Genomic DNA, 18,961 nt, shown 5'->3' on the forward strand with positions numbered 1-18,961 from the left:
CAAATATCGCCATCATAATCAAAAAAGGGGAATATATAAGAAATGACTATTAGTAAAACTCTTCTCAAAGCCCTCACGACTGTAGCTGCATTATCGTTCTTTTCTCCCGCTCTCGCTAAGGAAGACGAAATTCTAATCGGGCTCGCGATCGCCGAGTCGGGATTCATGGCAGCCTATGATAGTGATGGTACCAAATCAGTAAAGCTCTGGATTGACGACCAGAACGCAAAAGGTGGCTTGCTGGGCCGCAAGATTAAATCAATTACTGTAGACACAAAGACGGACAGAGCGCAGGGCAGTCGAGCGGGGCAAGAACTCGTCGATCAAGGTGTCGATCTTTTGGTCGTGTCTTGTGACTATGACCAGGGCGTGCCTGCAGCCAGCGCCGCTCAAAGAGCGGGCATCCCATCGGTATTTCTTTGTGCAATGGACCCGAAGGCTGGGGTGCAGGGCGCAGGTGCTTTAGCATTCACCTCAACGATCGCGGCTCAGGTGCAAGGTGCTGCTGGTGCCGGTTGGATCAATTCAAAACACGGTGCCAAGACATATTATTCGCTTCTGGATACGACAACAGAGTTCGATAAGTCAGTTTGTGCTGGATTTGAATGGGCAGCAAAAGAAGTGGGTATGGAATCAATTGGATCCGATACCTTTAAAAATGATGACCTTTCTATTCAATCGCAAATAACTCGTATTCTCAGTCTGCCAAAAAAGCCTGATGTAATTGCGCTATGCTCATGGATTCCCGGCGGAGCTAGTGCCGTTCTCCAGTTGCGCTCAGCTGGTTTGACCATGCCAATTATTGCAACATCATCTTTTGACGGTACTTACTGGACAGATGCCGTTCCTAATCTGGACAATCTTTATGTACCTGTTCAGGCTTCCGTACACGGCAATGATCCTCGACCAGAGGTTAATGCCTACATAGACCGCTTTAAGGAAAAGTTCGGTGAGGCTCCCGCAACCATGTATGGTGTTCCTATCTATCCCTTCATGGAACTTTGGGGTGCGGCTGTATCAAAGGTAGGCAATACCGATGGTGCTAGCGTGGTTCACGAGCTTGAAACGCTTAAAGACGCTCCAACAATCATCGGCCCGATGAGCTTCACTCCGGAATGGCATATCCAGCGCGATGCCGAGATCGTAATGCTTGGCTTCAAGGACCGGAAGCCGGTAGCACTTGATACCTATCGCTTCGGTAAGCCTATTCCGACAAACGTTCTGTTTCGGACAAAGTAGAAGCTTCACTAACAACTGAAAGTAATGTCCCGCTCCGGCGGGGCAATGAACAGCTACGCCGACATTACAGACAGAATTGGATACTATCGTGACCAAGATTAAAGATAAGAACATCATCGTGACGGGCGCTGGCCGTGGCATTGGAGCAGCAATCTCGGAGGGCCTCGCAAGGGATGGCGCACTTATTACCGTCGCCGATCTTTCGACCGAAACAGCTGAAGCGACCGCACAGAAAATCCGCAACGCAGGCGGAAAGGCGATCGCGGTCACGGTTGACGTATGCGACCGTGAAGGCGTTCGCAAAATGATTGATGCTTCGATAGAGGCGCACGGTGAACTCCATGCTATTTTTAACAATGCTGGCATTGTGCAGGTTAAGCCTTTTCTGGAAATATCTGATCAGGACTGGCGCGTGATGCATGACGTAAACGGTCTCGGCGTGCTCATTGCCATGCAGGAAGCCATCACAACTTTCATTAAACAGGGCAACGGCGGCAAGATCATCAATACCGCATCGATCGGTGGCCGCCTCGGCACCGAACCGCTTGCGCACTATTGCGCCAGCAAGTTTGGTGTGATCGCATTGACGCAGGCTGCAGCCCGAACATTCGGCAAGCATGGCATTCGCGTGAATTCAATCTGCCCTGGTAATGTCGCCACTGACATGTGGAAGAAGATCGACGAAGGATTTGTCGAATCCGGTCTCACGAGCAAGCAAAACGAAGCCTTCGAGAAATTCGCTTCAACCGCGGCTCTTGGTCGTCCCTCTGTACCGGAAGATCTTGTCGGCATCTCTCGCTTCTTATCATCCCCGGATTCCGACTTCATCACCGGTCAGTCGATCGTGGTGGATGGTGGAACCATCTTCTGGTGAGAGCGGACTGCTCCCACTAAATGATTGATCAATGAAGGAAAAGATCATGTCGGAAGGCAATAGCTCTCATCTTGACGCTGGGGGTGTACTGGACAGTGACGTTGACGTACTGGTTATCGGTGCTGGGCTAGCCGGTATCTACAGCATTCACAAAATCAGAGATGATCTTGGCTTGACAGTCCAGGGTCTGGAAGCATTCGAGGATCTTGGAGGCGTCTGGTACACAAACCGCTACCCGGGTGCCCGGGTAGATTCGCTCAGCCAAGTCTACTGTTACACCTTCAACGAAGAGCTTATCAATACCTGGAATTATACCGAAAAATATCCAACGCAGCCGGAAATTCTTCGTTATATAAACTTTGCAGCAGACAAGCTCGATGTTCGTAGAAATATCAAGTTCAACACGCGGGTGTTAAGACTCGATTGGAATGAGGCCGACAAACATTGGGTGGCCATGACCGACCGCGGCGATACTGTTCGCGCACGTTTCGTCATCTCTGCAGCAGGCGCGCTGTCCGCGGCAAATAAACCCAGCTTCAAAGGGTATGACGATTATCGCGGCAAGGTGTATTTCACCGCGCATTGGCCCCATACCGACGTTGATTTCAAGGGCAAGAAGGTCGGCGTCATCGGTACGGGATCCAGCGGCATTCAGGTCATTCCCGAAATTGCCAAGGACTCAACAGCCTTGACGGTGTTCCAAAGAACTCCACATTACGCTACGCCGGCTAAGAACGTCACGCATACTGCTGAGGAGCAGGCGCGCTATCGCGCCGAAGCACGTGATCTGCATGCCCGGATGAAGTGGAGCTATGGCGGCAACCCGTTATTACCCATGGAACTTTCGGCGCATGAGGTTACGGCGGAGCATCGTAAGGAAACCTTCGACCGGCTTTACGACGCGGGTGACTTCTCATTTTGGCTGGCGAGCTACAAGGACCTGCTCACCGACATGGGTGCAAACGATTACGCATCGGAATACCTCCGTGAGCGAATTCGCGGTATCGTCACGGACCCTAAGACAGCAGAAAAGCTTACACCGCGGTCTTATCCATACGGAACAAAGCGCCAGCCGCTTGAAACTAATTACTACCATACATTCAACCTGAATCACGTATCCCTGATCGATATCAATGAAGACCCCATTATCGAACTTACAGAGAAGGGTATTCGTACGAAGAGCGGTGAGCATGAGTTCGATGCTATTGTCTTTGCAACCGGTTTTGATGCGATGACAGGGGCATTGACCCGGATGAAGATCACCGGTGTCGATGGTGTTGTTCTTTCCGAGAAGTGGAAGGATGGTCCTGCTAACTATCTCGGTATCAGCGTCGCCGGCTTCCCAAACTTGTTCACGATCACAGGACCCGGAAGCCCCGGTGTTCTGGCCAACGTTCCAATGGCCATCGAGCAGCATGTCGAGCTTGCCGCGGATATCATATCCTTTGCGACGAGCCACAATATTAAGGCTCTGGAAGCGAATGGCGATGCGGAGAGGGCTTGGACCGAGCGCGTCAACGAACTCGCGGCGAAAACGCTCTTCCCTGTTGCCGCCAGCTGGTACATGGGGGCTAACGTTCCAGGTAAGCCGAGGGTCTTCATGCCTTACATCGACGGTATGGCCAGCTACCGCAGCATCTGCAATGAAGTCGCATCAAAAGGCTTTGAGGGCTTTGACCGTCGAAGCTGATGGTCGCTTACCCTGCGCGTTCAGAAGATCCCAGCGCCTGAACGCAGAATATTAAGTTGAAGGAGAAAAACATGTCAGGACGTATGCATGGAAAGAAGGTTTTGTTAACGGGCGGCGTTGCCAATATCGGCCTTGCCGTTTTGGAATCCTTTGTTGCCGAAGGCGCGATAGTATCGGTCGTTGATATCGATGAAACTCGTGGCGCTGATCTTGAAAAACGTTTCTCAGGCAAGGTGAAGTTCATCAAGGCCGATCTCAGGCGTGAGCAGGACATCATCGCAGCCATTGGTACTTCTGTCGACTGGATGAGGGGACTGGATACTTTGTGCCTGAACGCTGGTGTTCAACTTTCTGGGAACGTCGACTCTTTTACAACTGAAAACTGGGACAAGGTATTCGCCATCAATGTCCGGTCGGGCTTCATATTCGTACGCGAAGCGCTGCCCCATCTTCGCAAAGCAGGTAAATCTTCAATCGTCATGATGTCATCGCTCGCTGGCAAGCGCGGCGCTCCAGGCTTGACTTGCTATTCATCATCAAAGGCGGCTGTTATCGGTCTTGCAACCACGCTTGCTGTGGAACTTGCGCGAGATGGCGTTCGCGTCAATGCCGTCTGTCCTGGATGGATTGACACCCCCTTCAATGGCCCTGCCATCGAGTTTATGGGTGGTCGCGAAAAGCAGGAAGCCGCCGTTCGTGCGGCGATTCCGCTTGGCAGGCAGGCCACACCCGCTGAAGTCGCACCATTGTTCGTCTATCTGGCGTCGGATGAATCGTCCTACGTCACAGCGCAAGCAATCAATGTTGACGGTGGTGTTTACAACTGATCTGCGTAATCCGGATATATGAGGGAACACTATGAGAAAGATTATCACGCACGAGGCTGCTTTCGCTGCTTTGGAAGCCGGGGCAAAAAAAGCACGGGAAATATGCGAACCATCATCACTTGCTATTGTTGATGCTGGTGGAAACCTTCTGGCATTTATGCGGGTTGATGATGCAGCATTAGCGACAGGTGATATAGCTGAAGGCAAAGCCTACACCGCGCTTGCGCTTCGGTCCCCAACCTCCAACTGGCTTGAAATCGTGCAGCCAGGTGGTGCTTTGTTCGGACTTGAGGCTCTTGGCGGCAAAAAACCTTTCGTAGTGTTTGGCGGCGGGCTTCCAGTTGTTACAGATGGCAAAGTAATTGGCGGCGTTGGGGTTTCTGGAGGGCCGGTGGATGCGGACGTCGCAATCGCCACTGCGATGACAGAGGCGCTGCAAATTAGTTTGGCTTGATCACAGATATTTCAAGCGGTCGACGATATCCGGTCTCCAACTTATGTGCTTAATTCCTACATCAGGTTTCTCTCAATGGCAGCTATCGATCTCAACAGCGATCTTGGAGAAGGCTTCGGCCCATGGCCTATGGGAGACGACACAGCAATGCTGGCGATAGTGACCAGCGCCAATATTGCCTGTGGCTTCCATGCGGGCGACCCTGCCGGAATTCTCACTGTGCTACGTGAAGCTGCCCGACGTGGCGTGTCGGTTGGTGCGCACATCGGCTATCGCGATCTGGTTGGCTTTGGCCGTCGCAACATGGACCCATCAAGCAGCGAACTTGTTGCCGATACGATTTACCAGATCGGCGCATTGGAGGGGCTGGCACGGGCTGCCGGAACAAAGGTGCGTTATGTGAAGCCGCATGGCGCGCTTTACAATACAATCGCTCATGATGCGCGGCAGGCAGCCGACGTGATCGCAGGTATCAAAGCAATCGACTCATCGCTCGTGCTGATGGCGCTAGCTGGCGCGCCTATCGTTGAACAGGCCCGCAAAGCGGGTCTGACTGTTGTGTGCGAAGCCTTTGCCGACCGCGCCTATAATGTAGATGGTAGTCTGGTTAATCGTCGTCTTGAAGGTTCCGTTATCCACGATCCTGAAGTGATTGCAGAACGGATGCTGCGCATGGTCAATGAGCAACGCGTAACTGCCATTGATGGAACAGATATTGCGCTTGATGCGCAGTCAATCTGTGTGCATGGCGATAATCCGACTGCGGTTGCAATCGCCGCCGCATTGCGCGAGCAACTGGAGACGCGCGGCGTGGAACTTAAGCCTTTCGTTGATGTCACATCATGAGTGAACGCCTGCGCTTTCTGCCATCGGGCAGTGACAGCTTTCTGGTCGAGCTTGACGACCTTGCCAGAACACTCACACTGCTCGACGCTTTGCAGGCCGCAAAGCTCGAAGGCGTGTGTGAAGTCATTCCGGGCGCGCGCACGATCATGGTGCGTTTCGACCGATGGCTGACAGATCGTGCCAAGCTCACGAGCCAGATTGCAGCACTTGATCTCTCGGTCCGCAGCACCCGCAGTGGCGAACTGTTTGAAATACCCGTCACCTATGATGGCGAAGATCTGGGCGACGTCGCCGCCTTCCTTGGCTGCACGATCAACGAAGTCATTGAGCGCCATACTGAGGCGACCTATACAGTCGCCTTTACCGGCTTTGCGCCCGGATTTGCCTATATGACCTGCGACGATCCCGGCTTTGACGTGCCGCGCCGCAAGAGCCCGCGTGTGAAAATACCGGCGGGATCGGTAGCGCTTGCGGGCAAATTCGGCGGCATTTATCCGTCTGACAGCCCCGGCGGCTGGCAGTTGCTCGGCACCACACCGCTTGCCATGTGGGACACAGCACGGGAACGCGCAGCACTGCTTGCGCCCGGTGACCGCGTGCGGTTTCGAAACATGGCCAAGGGCGAAACAATCACCGTATCAACACCAGCCGCAACAGTAGTGAAGACACAGCCTGCCGACGGCCTGCTTATAACACGCGCTGACCGTCCGGCACTGTATCAGGATATGGGCCGTCCGGGCCTTGCCAGTCAGGGCGTGTCGGAATCCGGCGCGCTTGATCGCATCGCTATGCGTGAGGCCAATCGCTGTGTTGGCAATTCCGGTAATGCGGCGGCTATCGAGATTTCCTTTGGTGGCTTTGCGCTCAAGGCGGACCGTCCTGTGATTGTTGCAGTGACCGGCGCGCCTTGCCCGCTGACCATTCGCACCCCGGAAGGCACGACCCTTACAGCAGGCTTTTCGCAACCAGTGGCACTCAATACAGGCGATGAACTGTCGCTCGGCATCCCGCCAGAAGGGATGCTCAGCTACCTCGCGCTTCGCGGCGGATTTGAGGTTGAACCTGTTCTCGGATCAGCGGCACGCGACACACTCGCCAAGGTCGGTCCATCACCAATAGTTGAAGGCAATATTCTTGTGCCTGCCAACCGGCCCGCACTGGCGGTTTCATCCGATGCAAGCGCACCCCGCGCGCTGCCGCGCGCCGGAAAAGTCGTTACACTCGACATTGTTCTCGGTCCGCGCACCGACTGGTTCACCCAACAGGGACTTGCAACCCTCACATCGCAGGACTGGGACGTGACACCGGAATCAAGCCGCGTTGGTATGCGCTTACAAGGCGCTAAAACCATTGAACGCGCCATTCACGATGAGCTGCCATCGGAAGGCACAGCCCTTGGTGCCATTCAGGTACCTGCGAGCGGACAACCGGTTCTGTTTCTTGCCGATCACCCATTGACCGGCGGTTATCCGGTCATTGGTGTGGTGGCACATCATCACCTAGACCTTGCAGGCCAGATACCCATCGGTGCCCGCATCCGTTTCAACCCAATCTCCAATTTCGAACCGCAAGAAGTTATAGCCTGATGAAGAAGCTGCTTATTGCCAATCGCGGCGAAATCGCCATCCGCATCATCCGCGCAGCACGCGATTATGGCGTTGCATCCGTCGCGATCTATTCCGACGCTGATGCGAATTCGCTGCACGCCGAATTCGCCGACGAGGCCTATGGCCTTGGTGCAGGCCGGCCGGCAGATACCTATCTCAACATTGCAAAGATACTCGACATTGCAAAGCGTTCAGGCGCGGATGCTGTCCATCCCGGCTATGGCTTTTTGTCAGAACGCGCCGAATTTGCCAAAACCGTGATTGATGCCGGTCTGATCTGGGTTGGCCCATCGCCCGAAGTCATCACGTCGCTGGGCGATAAGGTTGAAGCACGGCGTATTGCCGAGAAAGTCGGCGCACCACTCGTCAAGGGTTCAGACGGCCCACTGGCATCGGCGGCGGAAGCTGTGGCCTTTGCGCGTGAAGCGGGCTTGCCGCTGGCGATCAAAGCTGCATTTGGCGGCGGTGGACGCGGCATGAAAGTGGCGCATCATCTGGAAGAAGTGGGCGAATTGTTTGATTCCGCCGTTCGCGAGGCGGTGGAAGCTTTCGGACGTGGCGAATGCTATGCCGAGCAGTTCCTTGAAAAGCCGCGCCATATCGAGGCACAGGTTATCGCCGACACACACGGCAACACTGTGGTTCTGGGCACGCGTGACTGCTCGCTGCAACGCCGCAACCAGAAGCTGGTTGAGGAAGCACCAGCGCCGTTTATCACGGAAGACCAGCGCGAACGGATTCATGACTCCGCCCGCGCAATCTGTGCGGCAGCGGGCTACACAGGAGCAGGCACCGTTGAGTTTCTGCTTTCGCAAAACGGCACGATCTCATTTCTCGAAGTCAACACACGCCTTCAGGTTGAGCATCCGATTACCGAAGAAACCACTGGCATCGATATTGTCATTGAGCAGCTGCGCATTGCGGACGGAAAAGAACTGTCAGTAACAGAAACCCCGGCAGCGCGCGGTCATGCCTTTGAATTCCGCATCAATGCAGAAGATCCGGGCCGTGGCTTCCTGCCGACGCCGGGCCTGATCACGCGTTTCCGCGCTCCTTCGGGTCCGGGTGTGCGTCTTGATACAGGTGTCGAAAGCGGATCAGAAATTCCAGGCCTCTACGATTCACTGATGGCAAAGCTCATCGTGACAGGTGCCACACGCGAAGAAGCACTTATCCATGCGCGCCGTGCTTTGGCAGAGTTTAAGATTGAAGGCGTGGCCTCGGTGCTGCCATTCCATCGTGCGGTTGTCGAAGACAAAGCCTTTACCGGCGAAGACGGGTTTAAGGTGTTCACCAACTGGATCGAAACTGAGTTTCGGGGTGTTGAACCATCGGCACGGATTGATCCGGTCGATACGGGTGTGATCCGCAGTTTTATCGAAATCGATGGCAAGCGCCATGAACTTGGCCTGCCTGCTGCACTCTTCTCCGGTCTCAGCGCACCGAAGCACGTAGGCTCTGCCACTCAACAGGTTGCAGAAGGTGCCGTCACAGCCCCCATTCCCGGCACATTCCAGCAATGGCTGGTTGAAGATGGCGCAACGGTTGCAGAAGGCGAAGTTGTTGCCATTATGGAAGCTATGAAGATGGAGACCCGCATAGCCGCGCCTAAGGCTGGTAAGATCAGCCTGCGTGCGGAACCGGGCAAAGGCGTTGGGCTTGGCGCGGAACTCGCAACCATCGAATAATACTAGGGGTAGCAATTCCCCTTTCTCAAACCAAAAAAGACCGGCGAATTTCACAATCCGCCGGGGTTTAAGCAACATATATTTTGGTAAAATTTTTATTGGAAGTCTCAATTTTAAAGGAAGGCTATAAAATAGATGCCGTCAGGAGCGCCTATTTCCAATGTTTTTATCCTTTATGCGACGTTTTATTTTCTCCTACTCAGTTTTCTGTCTCACTCCTCGATCATTTATGTTTGAACGTGGCGTAGACGTTGATCCTGCCAAACTGAAGACGTTGAATTTTGGATGAGACACGGCTTAAAATAGTATTAGCGCATCACATGTTTACGTAAACGGGTCCCTCGCCGCCTTGTGGCGGAACCCAGTTGATGTTCTGGTTCGGGTCCTTAATATCGCAAGTCTTGCAGTGGACGCAGTTCTGCGCGTTGATTACAAAACGAACATCCTTGGCCTGCGGATCAGCCGCTGAATTGCCATCAGCATCAACCCACTCATAAACACCTGCCGGGCAGTAGCGTGTCGATGGTCCTGCAAAGACGTCGTGTTCAGATATCTGCTGCAGCTTCACGTCCGCGACCTGCAGATGAACAGGCTCGTTTTCATCGTGATTGGTGTTCGACAGAAACACTGATGAGAGGCGGTCAAAAGTCAGCACACCATCCGGCTTTGGATAGGTGATCTTTTTGTGCTTCGCTGCCGGTTCCAGTGCCTGCGCGTCGGTCTTGCCATGCTTCAACGTACCGAAGAACGAAAATCCGAAAAGCTGGTTGGTCCACATATCGAGGCCACCGAGCGCCACACCCACGACCGTTCCGAACTTGGACCACAATGGCTTGACGTTGCGGACTCTTTTGAGGTCCTTGCCAATTGCACTGTCGCGCCAGCTGTTTTCGATCTCGATCGGCTCATCATTGGCTCGACCAGCGGCAAGAGCCTCTGCGATCTTATCGGCAGCAAGAATGCCCGAAAGGACTGCATTATGGCTCCCTTTGATGCGTGGTACGTTCACAAAACCGGCCGAACAGCCGATTAGTGCGCCGCCCGGGAAGGAAAGCTTTGGTACCGACTGGAAGCCACCTTCAGTAATGGCGCGAGCGCCATAGGACAACCGCTTGCCGCCCTCAAAAGTATCCCGGATCGCTGGATGTGTCTTGAAACGCTGAAACTCTTCGAACGGAGCCAGATACGGGTTCTTGTAGTTGAGATGCAGCACGAAGCCGACCGCAACCATATTGTCTTCGAGGTGATAGAGGAATGAGCCGCCACCGGTCTTCATATCGAGCGGCCAGCCAAACGAATGCTGCACCAGACCCGGCTTATGCTTGGATGGATCAACCTGCCAAAGTTCCTTGAGGCCGATACCAAATTTTGCTGGCTCGCGACCTTCATCAAGCTTGAACTTCGCTATCAGTTCCTTGGCAAGCGAACCGCGCGCACCTTCCCCGATCAGCACATATTTGCCGAGCAGAGCCATGCCGCGCGTATAGTTCGGACCGTGTGTGCCATCGCGTTCAATGCCCATGTCGCCAGTTGCGACACCAATCACAGCGCCTTCATCATTATAAAGCACTTCAGTCGCCGCAAAGCCCGGATAGATTTCAACGCCAAGTTCTTCAGCCTTGGTACCAAGCCAACGGCAGACATTGCCAAGAGACACAATGTAATTGCCATGATTGTTCATCAATGGCGGCATGGCGAAATTCGGTAGACGCACCGAGCCTGCAGGACCGAGCAGCAGAAAATGATCTGCGGTTACTGGTGTTTTGAACGGGTGTCCCTCTTCATCACGCCAGCCCGGCAGCAGTTGATCGATACCACTTGGATCGACGACTGCGCCTGACAGAATATGAGCGCCGACTTCCCCGCCCTTTTCAAGAACGACGACTGAAAATTCGGGATTGATTTGTTTGAAACGGATAGCCGCAGCAAGGCCAGCAGGGCCTGCGCCGACAATCACAACATCAAATTCCATGCTTTCGCGTTCGGGAAGCGCATTTGCATCGTACATTTAAATACCTGTCCGCGACTCAGGTAGTATGGTGAAGATATCGCCAACGATGCCATAATCAGCGGCCTGGGAGATTGGTGCTTCTTCGTCCTTGTTGAGTGCCTCGATTAAGCGGCTCTCTTTCATACCGGCCTGTTGCTGAATTGTGGCGGAAGGCTTGGCAATAGCGTTTGTTTCCTCGCCTGCAACCAGAATATCCACATCGACACTAAACTGGACTGCGGAAATCAGTGCCTTAGCGTTGCGATTGTAGAGGCTTGTATTGTCGCTTTTGGAAATAAGAAGAATTGCCATGTATTCGCCTTTTAAATATCTCGGCGTTTGAAGCTTCTCGTGCTAACTAATTCAAATTCGAAGAAAATGATGACACGCAAAAATCGAAGCAGATCGTAATTTTGTATATGAGCATCGGGACCTCAGCAGCACTCGTTGTGCAGACAACCTCTCGGAGGGGCCTTAGGCTATGTCGTCTATCGTCGCTAAATATAACGCATAACTAATGGCAAGCTTCAGATATTTTATAGAGCTTCAACCTCTGTTCGAGCAAATCGCGCTTCAGCCTGCTTTATTTGAACATGTCCAATTTGTGTTATTTGATATTTAATTACATCGACAAATTTTTCTGCACTTGATAAATATACTATAGTTATCAAAGCAGAAAAAACACATATTATACGATACAAGTTTCTCATTCTCGTCCCCATTTTTTCTTAAAATAACATATAATATTATATGGTCAATATAGTATCATATGTTATTTAATATTATATAGTTTACAGATAAATATGTACAACAGCACATTTTATATAAAACTGTGCTGTTGGAATAAAATATAATAATTCTGCACAATGCATATTAAAGGTTCTATTAATTCCAAGGCATAATTTCTACTTAATTTCGCTCCATTGTCTTTGGATGCATCATCTATTCTAGACTAGACGCCTTAAACTCAACAAGGTGAGTGAGTTACAAGATCAGGAAGAGCTTCTCCCTGCAACGCGCGGCGGGCACGCTCCACAGCCTGCTCCTGCAGGGCGTCAAGCGAAGTGGTTGAACGCCACGCAACATGCGGCGTGAAAAGTGTATTGGGTGCATCGCGCAACGGATGGTTTCCAACCAATGGCTCCTGTGCAAAAGTGTCGAGACCCGCACCAGCAATGGTTCCTGCCTTGAGTGCAGCAGCCAGCGCTTCTTCATCAATCAAACCGCCACGCGATACATTGATAATCACGGCATTTTTGCGCATACGTTCCATGACCTCAGCTGAGATGAGGTGACGAGTGTTAGAAGTGAGAGGAACATGAAGCGAGATAACGTCCGATTCTTCCAATATTTCTTCTAAACTGGCTGTCTCGACTTCCGAGAAAGTGGACATTGGATCAAAGGCATGGACCTTCGCGCCAACTGCCGCCCACCATTTCGCAACCAGCTTGCCGATCCGACCCATTCCGACGACGCCAACACGAAGGTTCGTGAGTTTCGGTGTATCAAGACCGACAACGCCAGCCCATTCACCAGCACGGATTGCCGACTGCCCCTGCGGAATACGGCGTGCAAGGCTTAGCCCCATCGCAAATGCATGCGATGCTACTTCTTCCGAAGCTGTATCAGGAACGATTGTAACCGGCACACCGACATCATTGGCGGCATCGACATCAATATTGTCATAGCCTACACCATAACGAACAACCGCTTTACAGCGCTTCAACATGCTAAATTCTTCAGCCGTCATCTTTGCGTAAGGGGTGACCATTACGATCTCAGCTTCAGCCATACGGCTGCGAAATGTAGCCTGATCTTCGGCAACATAAATTTCGCGACCAAATTTCTCAGCGAATGCACGCTCCCTGTTCACGTTCGGGAAGCGATGGGGAGCAACCAAAATGATCCCCTTTTCGTCTTGCATCGTCATTTTTGAATTCTCCGCATTGGGTGTAAATCAGGTGAAAGGAACAGCGCTATCAAGGGTGTGAACAGATGGGGTTTGAAAACCCTCAGCTCATCGTGTCGAGATCAATCAGCTCAATTTTGTAACCGTCAGGATCTTCGACAAAAGCAATCACAGTCGTCCCGTGCTTCATCGGTCCTGCAGGACGGGGAATGCGCGCACCGCTTGCCGCCAGTTCATCACAAATGCTGTAAATATCCCTCACGCCAAGGGCAACATGCCCGTAGCCATTGCCAAGATCATAAGGCGTTTCCTGATCCCAGTTATGGGTCAGTTCGATCACCGCATTTGACTCTTCCGGGCCGTATCCAACAAATGCGAGCGTAAACTCGCCTTCGGGATAATCGAGCTTGCGCAGCAACTTCATTCCAAGGAGGCGGGTGTAAAAATGGATCGATTTTTCGAGGTCTTTCACACGAACCATTGTGTGCAATACTTGAAACTTAGCTTCGCTCATCGGTCTTTTCCTCTCACATATTGGCCGTAAAATTAACCCGCACGGATGACCAGTCAGACGCAAACAAAGTTGCTTAGACGAACGTCTCAATCGGTCGGATTGCACTTATCTTCAGCGGCAGTGAACACTATGATCCTATTGTGTGTCAATAGGATCAACTGATCCACATCCAGTTTCTTTCGCGTCAACCGGGAGTATTTAAACGCGCCGGACACTGAAAACTAAATTTTGAAGAAATGTCCGTGGTGCAGATAAGCCGCACAAGGCATACAGCCGTGGCGTCATTCACACCCAAACAATGTGGGTGAGAATGACCGATGGTGGGCGCTAATTTTCAGCGTTCACCATCGATCTAACGCACAAAGGTCACTCTAAAAGTTTATGTCTGCTGCAGAATAATATCTTAAATTGTCGCAGATTTTAGGATCAGGAAGTCAAGCGTATCAGCGAACAGCGTTACGCAATATACCAACATTTTCGAGTTCAACCTCAACAGTATCTCCTGGCTGCAACCACATTGGCGGATTACGCTTGGCACCAATACCCTGCGGTGTACCAGTGGTAATAATGTCGCCTGGAGCAAGACTCATGAATTGCGAGATATAGCTTACCAAATGGCGCACTGGAAAAATCATGAGACGGGTGTTGGACGACTGGACCTGTGTACCATTCACGCGGGTCTGAATATTCAGGTTCTGAATGTCACCAACTTCATCAAGCGTTGCAATTGCTGGACCAACCGGCGTCGAACCATCGACAGCCTTGCCTGCAAGCCATTGCGTACCGCGATATTGAAGATCGCGTGCGGTGATGTCGTTTAACACGGTCACGCCCGCAACATAATCAAGCGCATCTTCCTCAGAAACCGAACGGCAATTCTTGCCGATAACGATCGCCATTTCACCTTCAAAATCGAGATTTGGGGTGATCTTGCAGCAATCTATCTCGTCAAACGGACCGATAAGCGAGGTTGCAAATTTTGCGAAAATATCGGGGTGCGTTGGCAGGGCGCGTCCGGTTTCCGCAACATGGTCGTTGTAGTTGAGACCTATGCAAAGGATCTTAGCCGGTTCAGTAATCGGTGCTCCAAGACGCACATCTTCAAATGCACCAACTGCCGCCGATGCGTTATTCTTTGCTGCAGCGGTTAGTTTCTGCGCAAGATCTGACAATGCGCCGCCATATTCACGGAGCAATTCCAGCACCGAGGATACAGGCTTTAAGACCTTATCTGCGTCACTTTTCAGAAGTGTTTCAACGTCAAAAACCGACGTATCCACAATGATGCCTGCTCTCCAAGAGCCATTTGAATCATAAGTAACGAGCTTCATAAGTCCTCCCGCACCGTGCCGGTGCTTTCAATTCATCAGAAAATGGATGGGAATTTTCGTGCTGCGCTCTAAATATGGTTTCCCTTAATGAAATCAGCAGCACGCTCACCGATCATTATCGCCGGTGCATTAAGATTGCTGGATGAGACAAACGGCATCACGGAAGTATCCGCAACTCTGAGCCCGTCGATGCCATGGACGCACAACTGACGGTCGACAACGGCCATTGCGTCTTTTCCGATTTTGCAGGCACCGCTTAAGTGATAAGCGCCTTGCGAATATTTGCGGACAAAATCTTCAAAATCCTTGCGTGACTTCAACGGTTTTTCAGGCAAATGTGCATTGCTAACGAATTTGCGGATCGCCGGCTGGTCCATAATCTCCTGCCCGAGACGAATGCCATCGATAAGACGATCAACATCATAAGGGTCGCTGAGATAGTTGGGGTCGACGATAGGGGCAACGTTGGGATCAGACGAACGAAGCGAAATCTGCCCACGCGATTTTGGCCGGCATGCATAGACATTCAAGGTGCAACCATTGCCGCTTTCAGTCGTTTCCACACCCTCTTCAATGCCCGCTCCCGCGAGAAAATGATATTGCAGATCTGGTGTCGGATCAGATTTATCACCCCACCAGAAAGCGCCGCCTTCGCAGATATTGGACGTAATTGGTCCTGATCCAAATAGCGCATACTGAGCGGCAGCAGCCATTTGCCAGCGAATTTTTTTATACTTGTCGTAGCTTGAATCCGACTTCAGATTATAGATCATGAAGCAATCGGTATGATCTTGCAGATTTTGCCCGACGCCCGGCAAATCGTGAATAACCTTGACGCCAGCCTTCTCAAGACTGGCAGCAGGCCCGATGCCTGAAAGCATCAGCAGACGCGGAGAGCCAACAGCGCCCGACGAAATAATGACTTCGCGTTCAGCCCGCATAGTGGCTACACGGCCACTCTCGATATATTCAACGCCGACAGCTCGGCCACCCTCTATGATAATTCTGGTGACTTGCTTGTTGGTAACGACATTAAGATTACCACGCTTTTTAGCCGGACGAAGATAAGCATCCGCGGAGCTGCACCGTCGGCCGTTCTTCGTTGTCAACTGATAAAGCCCTGCACCCTGTAATTCACCGGAATTAAAATCCGGATTATAGGGGATTCCCGCTTCCTGACACGCCTTTACCCAGGCCTTTGTCAGCGGCAACGTATATTGCTGATTGGAGACGCTCAGCGGTCCATCCTGACCGTGGGCCTCATTCGAATAAACCTCATTATTCTCTGCCTTGCGGAAAAAAGGCAGCACATCTTTATAACCCCAGCCTTCTGCACCATGTTCTACCCAGCGATCGAAATCCGATGGAGCGCCGCGCATATAGATCATAGCATTCAGAGAACTGCCGCCGCCCAAAACGCGCGCCTGACCAACGAGCGGTTGTGTGTTGTTCTGGTGCTTGAGTGTTTCCACCTTGTACCATTGAAGCATCGAGCTTTTGAACGACTTATAGAATGTTACCGGAAAGCGAATCCAGATGCTGCTGTCTTTAGGGCCAGCTTCAAAGAGCGTTACCGATACATCCGGATCTTCGCTCAGCCGACCAGCAACAGCGCATCCCGCAGAACCGCCACCCACCACGATAAAATCGGGCATCACATTATCCTAATCTGAGAAACTGGTAAGATTCCGGAGCACATCTCTGAGCTGCAAAAGCGGTGTTTGGGATGTACATTTAATTAAATACTCCGATAGATAATCGGAGCATCGCAGATTTATTTTACGTCACTGAAGAACGCATCGACTTCAGCCTGACGCATATCGCAAAACCAGCATTCAACGATCTGCTCATTTTCAAAACGATAGGCAGCAAGACGGTCAGTTTTGACCGACTTATCGCCACGCGTCCAGATCTCGTGAACCATGATCAAAATCGATTCATCAGACTCCGAGATGATCTCATCGTGGCCTGCTTCACCGCCAACAATCCATTTGTCAGTGTAAGCGGCAACTTTGTTCACCCAACCATCGACAAAGCCATTGGCACCATGAAAATCACCCGAAAGCACGGGATGCGTTCCGCCCATATGGACGACGAGATTATCTGCGTAAAAACTGCAGCCTTTTTTGACATCGCCGCTCGACCAAGCATCGTGGTAATCACGCAGAATGTCTTTTGCTCGCTTCTTGCTCATCTAAATCTCCTCAATTTTTCTATGCACGGTAGCAGACTAAACGCGAATTTACGCTGTTAGCTGTCTTGCTTGGGTAGACACAACAGATTTCCCGTCTTCGGAAATCGCTACGCCATAAATATCAAGCGCAGACTGCTTTGATACAACGCCATCGCGGACATCGCGCAGAACAGCAGCGGGATCACGATGATGTGGATTGCCCCAGCCACCGCCAGCGGTCGCTTCAATTTTAATGTGAAGAGGACGGACTTCTTCTACGCCGTAAGGAGGGCAATAGAGTTCTTCGCCAGTTTCCAAATCAAAAGCCTGGATTGAGCCCTTTTCGCCCCAATGTCCGCCGTTTACGCCCGCACCGGTTTTCTTGCGTGCGCCTTCGCCGCGCAAAAGATGTTCGCCGCCTGCAAGCACGTCAACTACATAATCGACACCTGTTCCACCGCGATACTCACCAGCGCCGCCTGTGTCGCAGCGCATCTGATAGCGATGCACACGGATCGGGTAGGACTGTTCATAGGTTTCGACATTCGGGATAAACATGCCGCCGAGTGTCATCTGATGGCTCGATGTTGCGAATCCATCGCGGCCCTTAACGGCACCACCGCCGGAGCTGCCATGCCAATGATAAAGAACGAACACATTACCGTCAGGCTTTTTGCCTGAGGAAATGCCGAACACCGATTTACCCCAGCCTGCGCAGGCGCGTTCCGGATCAGCCTGAGCCAATGCACCCCAGCAAGCATTCATAATGTCAATCGCCGGAAATACCGTGTTCATGGTCATTGGCGCTGGCGGCAACGCGTTCACAACGCAGCCTTCCGGTGCAATGATTTTAACACAACGATACGTGCCTTCATTGTGAGGAATTGCTGGATCAAGGAAGGCAGAAAGGGCGCAATAGACAGCGGAATGCGTGTTAGCAATGCCGCTATTCTTGAAGCCTTTGATCTGCGGAGATGTGCCGGTGAAATCAAACATGATCGAGTCATCATCGATTGTCATCGTAATGCGGGTTTCAATGTCGACAAGTTCAAAGCAATCGGTATCACTGAAGTCGGATGCCCGCCAAACACCATTTGGAAGCTCTGCCAAGGCCTGACGCATTCTGCGTTCGCCGTAGTCGAGCAACGCATCGAGATAATCGCGGCCTTTTCTGGCACCAAGTTGACCAATAACATCTGCCAAACGCTGACCACCGATGCGTGTGGAACCGATCATCGCACCAAGGTCGCCTTCCAGCAAATCCGGGCAGCGCGAATTCAGAAGCAACATACGCCAAAGATCGTCGCGCAGATTGCCCTTCTCGATCAGTTTGAGAACCGGCAGACGAATTCCTTCGTGGAAAATCTCAGTCGCTTTTGCATTGTAAGTTCCAGCCGCACCACCGCCAATATCCGATTGATGCGCACGGTTGCTACAGAAACCGACCAGTTCGCCTTCAACGAACACCGGACGAATAAGTGTCCAGTCAGGCAAGTGATTACCACCTGCGGCGTAAGGATCGCTGAGAATAAACACATCTTCTGGATCAATGCGGCCTGCGAAATCCCGAAGCACCGCACGCACAGCAAAGCCGCCACTGCCGGAATGGATCGGCAAGCCGTCCGCCTGAGCAACAGTTTCACCATCCGCATTGCTGAGGAAGCACGAGAAGTCGTGGCTCTGGCTGAAGATCGGACTGCGTGCAGTCCGCGTCATGATAGTGCCCATCTGTAGGCTGATGTGATCCAGCTGCCGCTGGAGAATGGCGATGAGAACCGGATCATATTCGGGAGACGTAACAGTGCTCATAACTTGACCT

16 protein-coding genes are annotated in these 18,961 nt (G+C 52.0%); 8 read left to right on the top strand and 8 right to left on the bottom strand.

The features are described 5' to 3' along the window. Positions 1-42: 42 nt before the first annotated feature. From CES85_RS24805 to CES85_RS24840, 8 genes are all read left to right on the top strand, one after another. The gene (locus CES85_RS24805; RefSeq protein ID WP_095448462.1) at positions 43-1,239 is read left to right on the top strand and encodes an ABC transporter substrate-binding protein; all 1,197 of its coding nucleotides are present in this window, start codon (positions 43-45) and stop codon (positions 1,237-1,239) included. 88 nt (positions 1,240-1,327) lie between these two features. Next, positions 1,328-2,113, top strand: coding sequence for an SDR family NAD(P)-dependent oxidoreductase (locus CES85_RS24810; RefSeq protein ID WP_095448849.1), 786 nt, complete (start codon positions 1,328-1,330; stop codon positions 2,111-2,113). Between the two features lie 31 nt (positions 2,114-2,144). Continuing rightward, positions 2,145-3,803 (top strand): flavin-containing monooxygenase, encoded by a 1,659-nt coding sequence (locus CES85_RS24815; protein WP_244923315.1) that lies wholly within the window; start codon positions 2,145-2,147, stop codon positions 3,801-3,803. Positions 3,804-3,874: 71 nt separating this feature from the next. Further along, a complete protein-coding gene (locus tag CES85_RS24820) occupies positions 3,875-4,630 on the top strand; it encodes an SDR family NAD(P)-dependent oxidoreductase (protein ID WP_095448463.1) in 756 nt (251 codons plus the stop codon). Positions 4,631-4,661: 31 nt separating this feature from the next. Beyond that, a complete protein-coding gene (locus CES85_RS24825) occupies positions 4,662-5,084 on the top strand; it encodes a GlcG/HbpS family heme-binding protein (protein WP_095448464.1) in 423 nt (140 codons plus the stop codon). Positions 5,085-5,159: 75 nt separating this feature from the next. Continuing rightward, positions 5,160-5,930 (top strand): LamB/YcsF family protein, encoded by a 771-nt coding sequence (locus CES85_RS24830; RefSeq protein WP_095448465.1) that lies wholly within the window; start codon positions 5,160-5,162, stop codon positions 5,928-5,930. Then, on the top strand, positions 5,927-7,516 hold the full coding sequence (locus CES85_RS24835; RefSeq protein ID WP_095448466.1) for a 5-oxoprolinase subunit B/C family protein: 1,590 nt from the start codon (positions 5,927-5,929) through the stop codon (positions 7,514-7,516). Before CES85_RS24830 ends, CES85_RS24835 begins: the two co-directional genes overlap by 4 nt. After that, positions 7,516-9,225, top strand: a complete 1,710-nt coding sequence (locus tag CES85_RS24840) for an acetyl/propionyl/methylcrotonyl-CoA carboxylase subunit alpha (protein WP_095448467.1) — start codon at positions 7,516-7,518, stop codon at positions 9,223-9,225. The genes CES85_RS24835 and CES85_RS24840 overlap by 1 nt, the downstream gene beginning before the upstream one ends. A gap of 316 nt (positions 9,226-9,541) precedes the next feature. On the opposite strand, the gene CES85_RS24845 is transcribed toward CES85_RS24840, so the two are convergent. From CES85_RS24845 to CES85_RS24880, 8 genes are all read right to left on the bottom strand, one after another. Next, entirely contained in the window at positions 9,542-11,233 is a 1,692-nt protein-coding gene (locus CES85_RS24845; protein ID WP_095448468.1) for an electron transfer flavoprotein-ubiquinone oxidoreductase, read from the bottom strand. After that, the gene (locus tag CES85_RS28375) at positions 11,234-11,527 is read right to left on the bottom strand and encodes a hypothetical protein (protein WP_095448469.1); all 294 of its coding nucleotides are present in this window, start codon (positions 11,525-11,527) and stop codon (positions 11,234-11,236) included. Positions 11,528-12,182: 655 nt separating this feature from the next. After that, the gene (locus CES85_RS24855) at positions 12,183-13,145 is read right to left on the bottom strand and encodes a C-terminal binding protein (RefSeq protein WP_095448470.1); all 963 of its coding nucleotides are present in this window, start codon (positions 13,143-13,145) and stop codon (positions 12,183-12,185) included. Positions 13,146-13,227: 82 nt separating this feature from the next. Further along, the gene (gene gloA, locus CES85_RS24860; protein ID WP_095448471.1) at positions 13,228-13,638 is read right to left on the bottom strand and encodes a lactoylglutathione lyase; all 411 of its coding nucleotides are present in this window, start codon (positions 13,636-13,638) and stop codon (positions 13,228-13,230) included. A 443-nt stretch (positions 13,639-14,081) separates the two neighbouring features. Beyond that, positions 14,082-14,969, bottom strand: coding sequence for a fumarylacetoacetate hydrolase family protein (locus CES85_RS24865; protein ID WP_095448472.1), 888 nt, complete (start codon positions 14,967-14,969; stop codon positions 14,082-14,084). Positions 14,970-15,037: 68 nt separating this feature from the next. Further along, positions 15,038-16,624, bottom strand: a complete 1,587-nt coding sequence (locus CES85_RS24870; RefSeq protein WP_095448473.1) for a GMC family oxidoreductase — start codon at positions 16,622-16,624, stop codon at positions 15,038-15,040. Positions 16,625-16,743: 119 nt separating this feature from the next. Further along, complete coding sequence (locus tag CES85_RS24875; RefSeq protein WP_095448474.1) at positions 16,744-17,163, bottom strand: nuclear transport factor 2 family protein; 420 nt, start codon at positions 17,161-17,163, stop codon at positions 16,744-16,746. Positions 17,164-17,211: 48 nt separating this feature from the next. Then, a complete protein-coding gene (locus CES85_RS24880; RefSeq protein WP_095448475.1) occupies positions 17,212-18,951 on the bottom strand; it encodes a hydantoinase B/oxoprolinase family protein in 1,740 nt (579 codons plus the stop codon). Between the last annotated feature and the right edge of the window lie 10 nt (positions 18,952-18,961).

The sequence above is a fragment of the Ochrobactrum quorumnocens genome (assembly GCF_002278035.1).
Lineage (GTDB): Bacteria > Pseudomonadota > Alphaproteobacteria > Rhizobiales > Rhizobiaceae > Brucella > Brucella quorumnocens.

Bases quoted from the DNA above. Each gene is read 5' to 3' on its own strand.
- CES85_RS24805 (WP_095448462.1), top strand. From the start codon at position 43: ATGACTATTAGTAAAACTCTTCTCAAAGCCCTCACGACTGTAGCTGCA.
- CES85_RS24815 (WP_244923315.1), top strand. From the start codon at position 2,145: ATGAAGGAAAAGATCATGTCGGAAGGCAATAGCTCTCATCTTGACGCT.
- CES85_RS24820 (WP_095448463.1), top strand. From the start codon at position 3,875: ATGTCAGGACGTATGCATGGAAAGAAGGTTTTGTTAACGGGCGGCGTT.
- CES85_RS24825 (WP_095448464.1), top strand. From the start codon at position 4,662: ATGAGAAAGATTATCACGCACGAGGCTGCTTTCGCTGCTTTGGAAGCC.
- CES85_RS24830 (WP_095448465.1), top strand. From the start codon at position 5,160: ATGGCAGCTATCGATCTCAACAGCGATCTTGGAGAAGGCTTCGGCCCA.
- CES85_RS24835 (WP_095448466.1), top strand. From the start codon at position 5,927: ATGAGTGAACGCCTGCGCTTTCTGCCATCGGGCAGTGACAGCTTTCTG.
- CES85_RS24840 (WP_095448467.1), top strand. From the start codon at position 7,516: ATGAAGAAGCTGCTTATTGCCAATCGCGGCGAAATCGCCATCCGCATC.
- CES85_RS24845 (WP_095448468.1), bottom strand. From the start codon at position 11,233: ATGTACGATGCAAATGCGCTTCCCGAACGCGAAAGCATGGAATTTGAT.
- CES85_RS28375 (WP_095448469.1), bottom strand. From the start codon at position 11,527: ATGGCAATTCTTCTTATTTCCAAAAGCGACAATACAAGCCTCTACAAT.
- CES85_RS24855 (WP_095448470.1), bottom strand. From the start codon at position 13,145: ATGACGATGCAAGACGAAAAGGGGATCATTTTGGTTGCTCCCCATCGC.
- gloA (WP_095448471.1), bottom strand. From the start codon at position 13,638: ATGAGCGAAGCTAAGTTTCAAGTATTGCACACAATGGTTCGTGTGAAA.
- CES85_RS24865 (WP_095448472.1), bottom strand. From the start codon at position 14,969: ATGAAGCTCGTTACTTATGATTCAAATGGCTCTTGGAGAGCAGGCATC.
- CES85_RS24870 (WP_095448473.1), bottom strand. From the start codon at position 16,624: ATGCCCGATTTTATCGTGGTGGGTGGCGGTTCTGCGGGATGCGCTGTT.
- CES85_RS24875 (WP_095448474.1), bottom strand. From the start codon at position 17,163: ATGAGCAAGAAGCGAGCAAAAGACATTCTGCGTGATTACCACGATGCT.
- CES85_RS24880 (WP_095448475.1), bottom strand. From the start codon at position 18,951: ATGAGCACTGTTACGTCTCCCGAATATGATCCGGTTCTCATCGCCATT.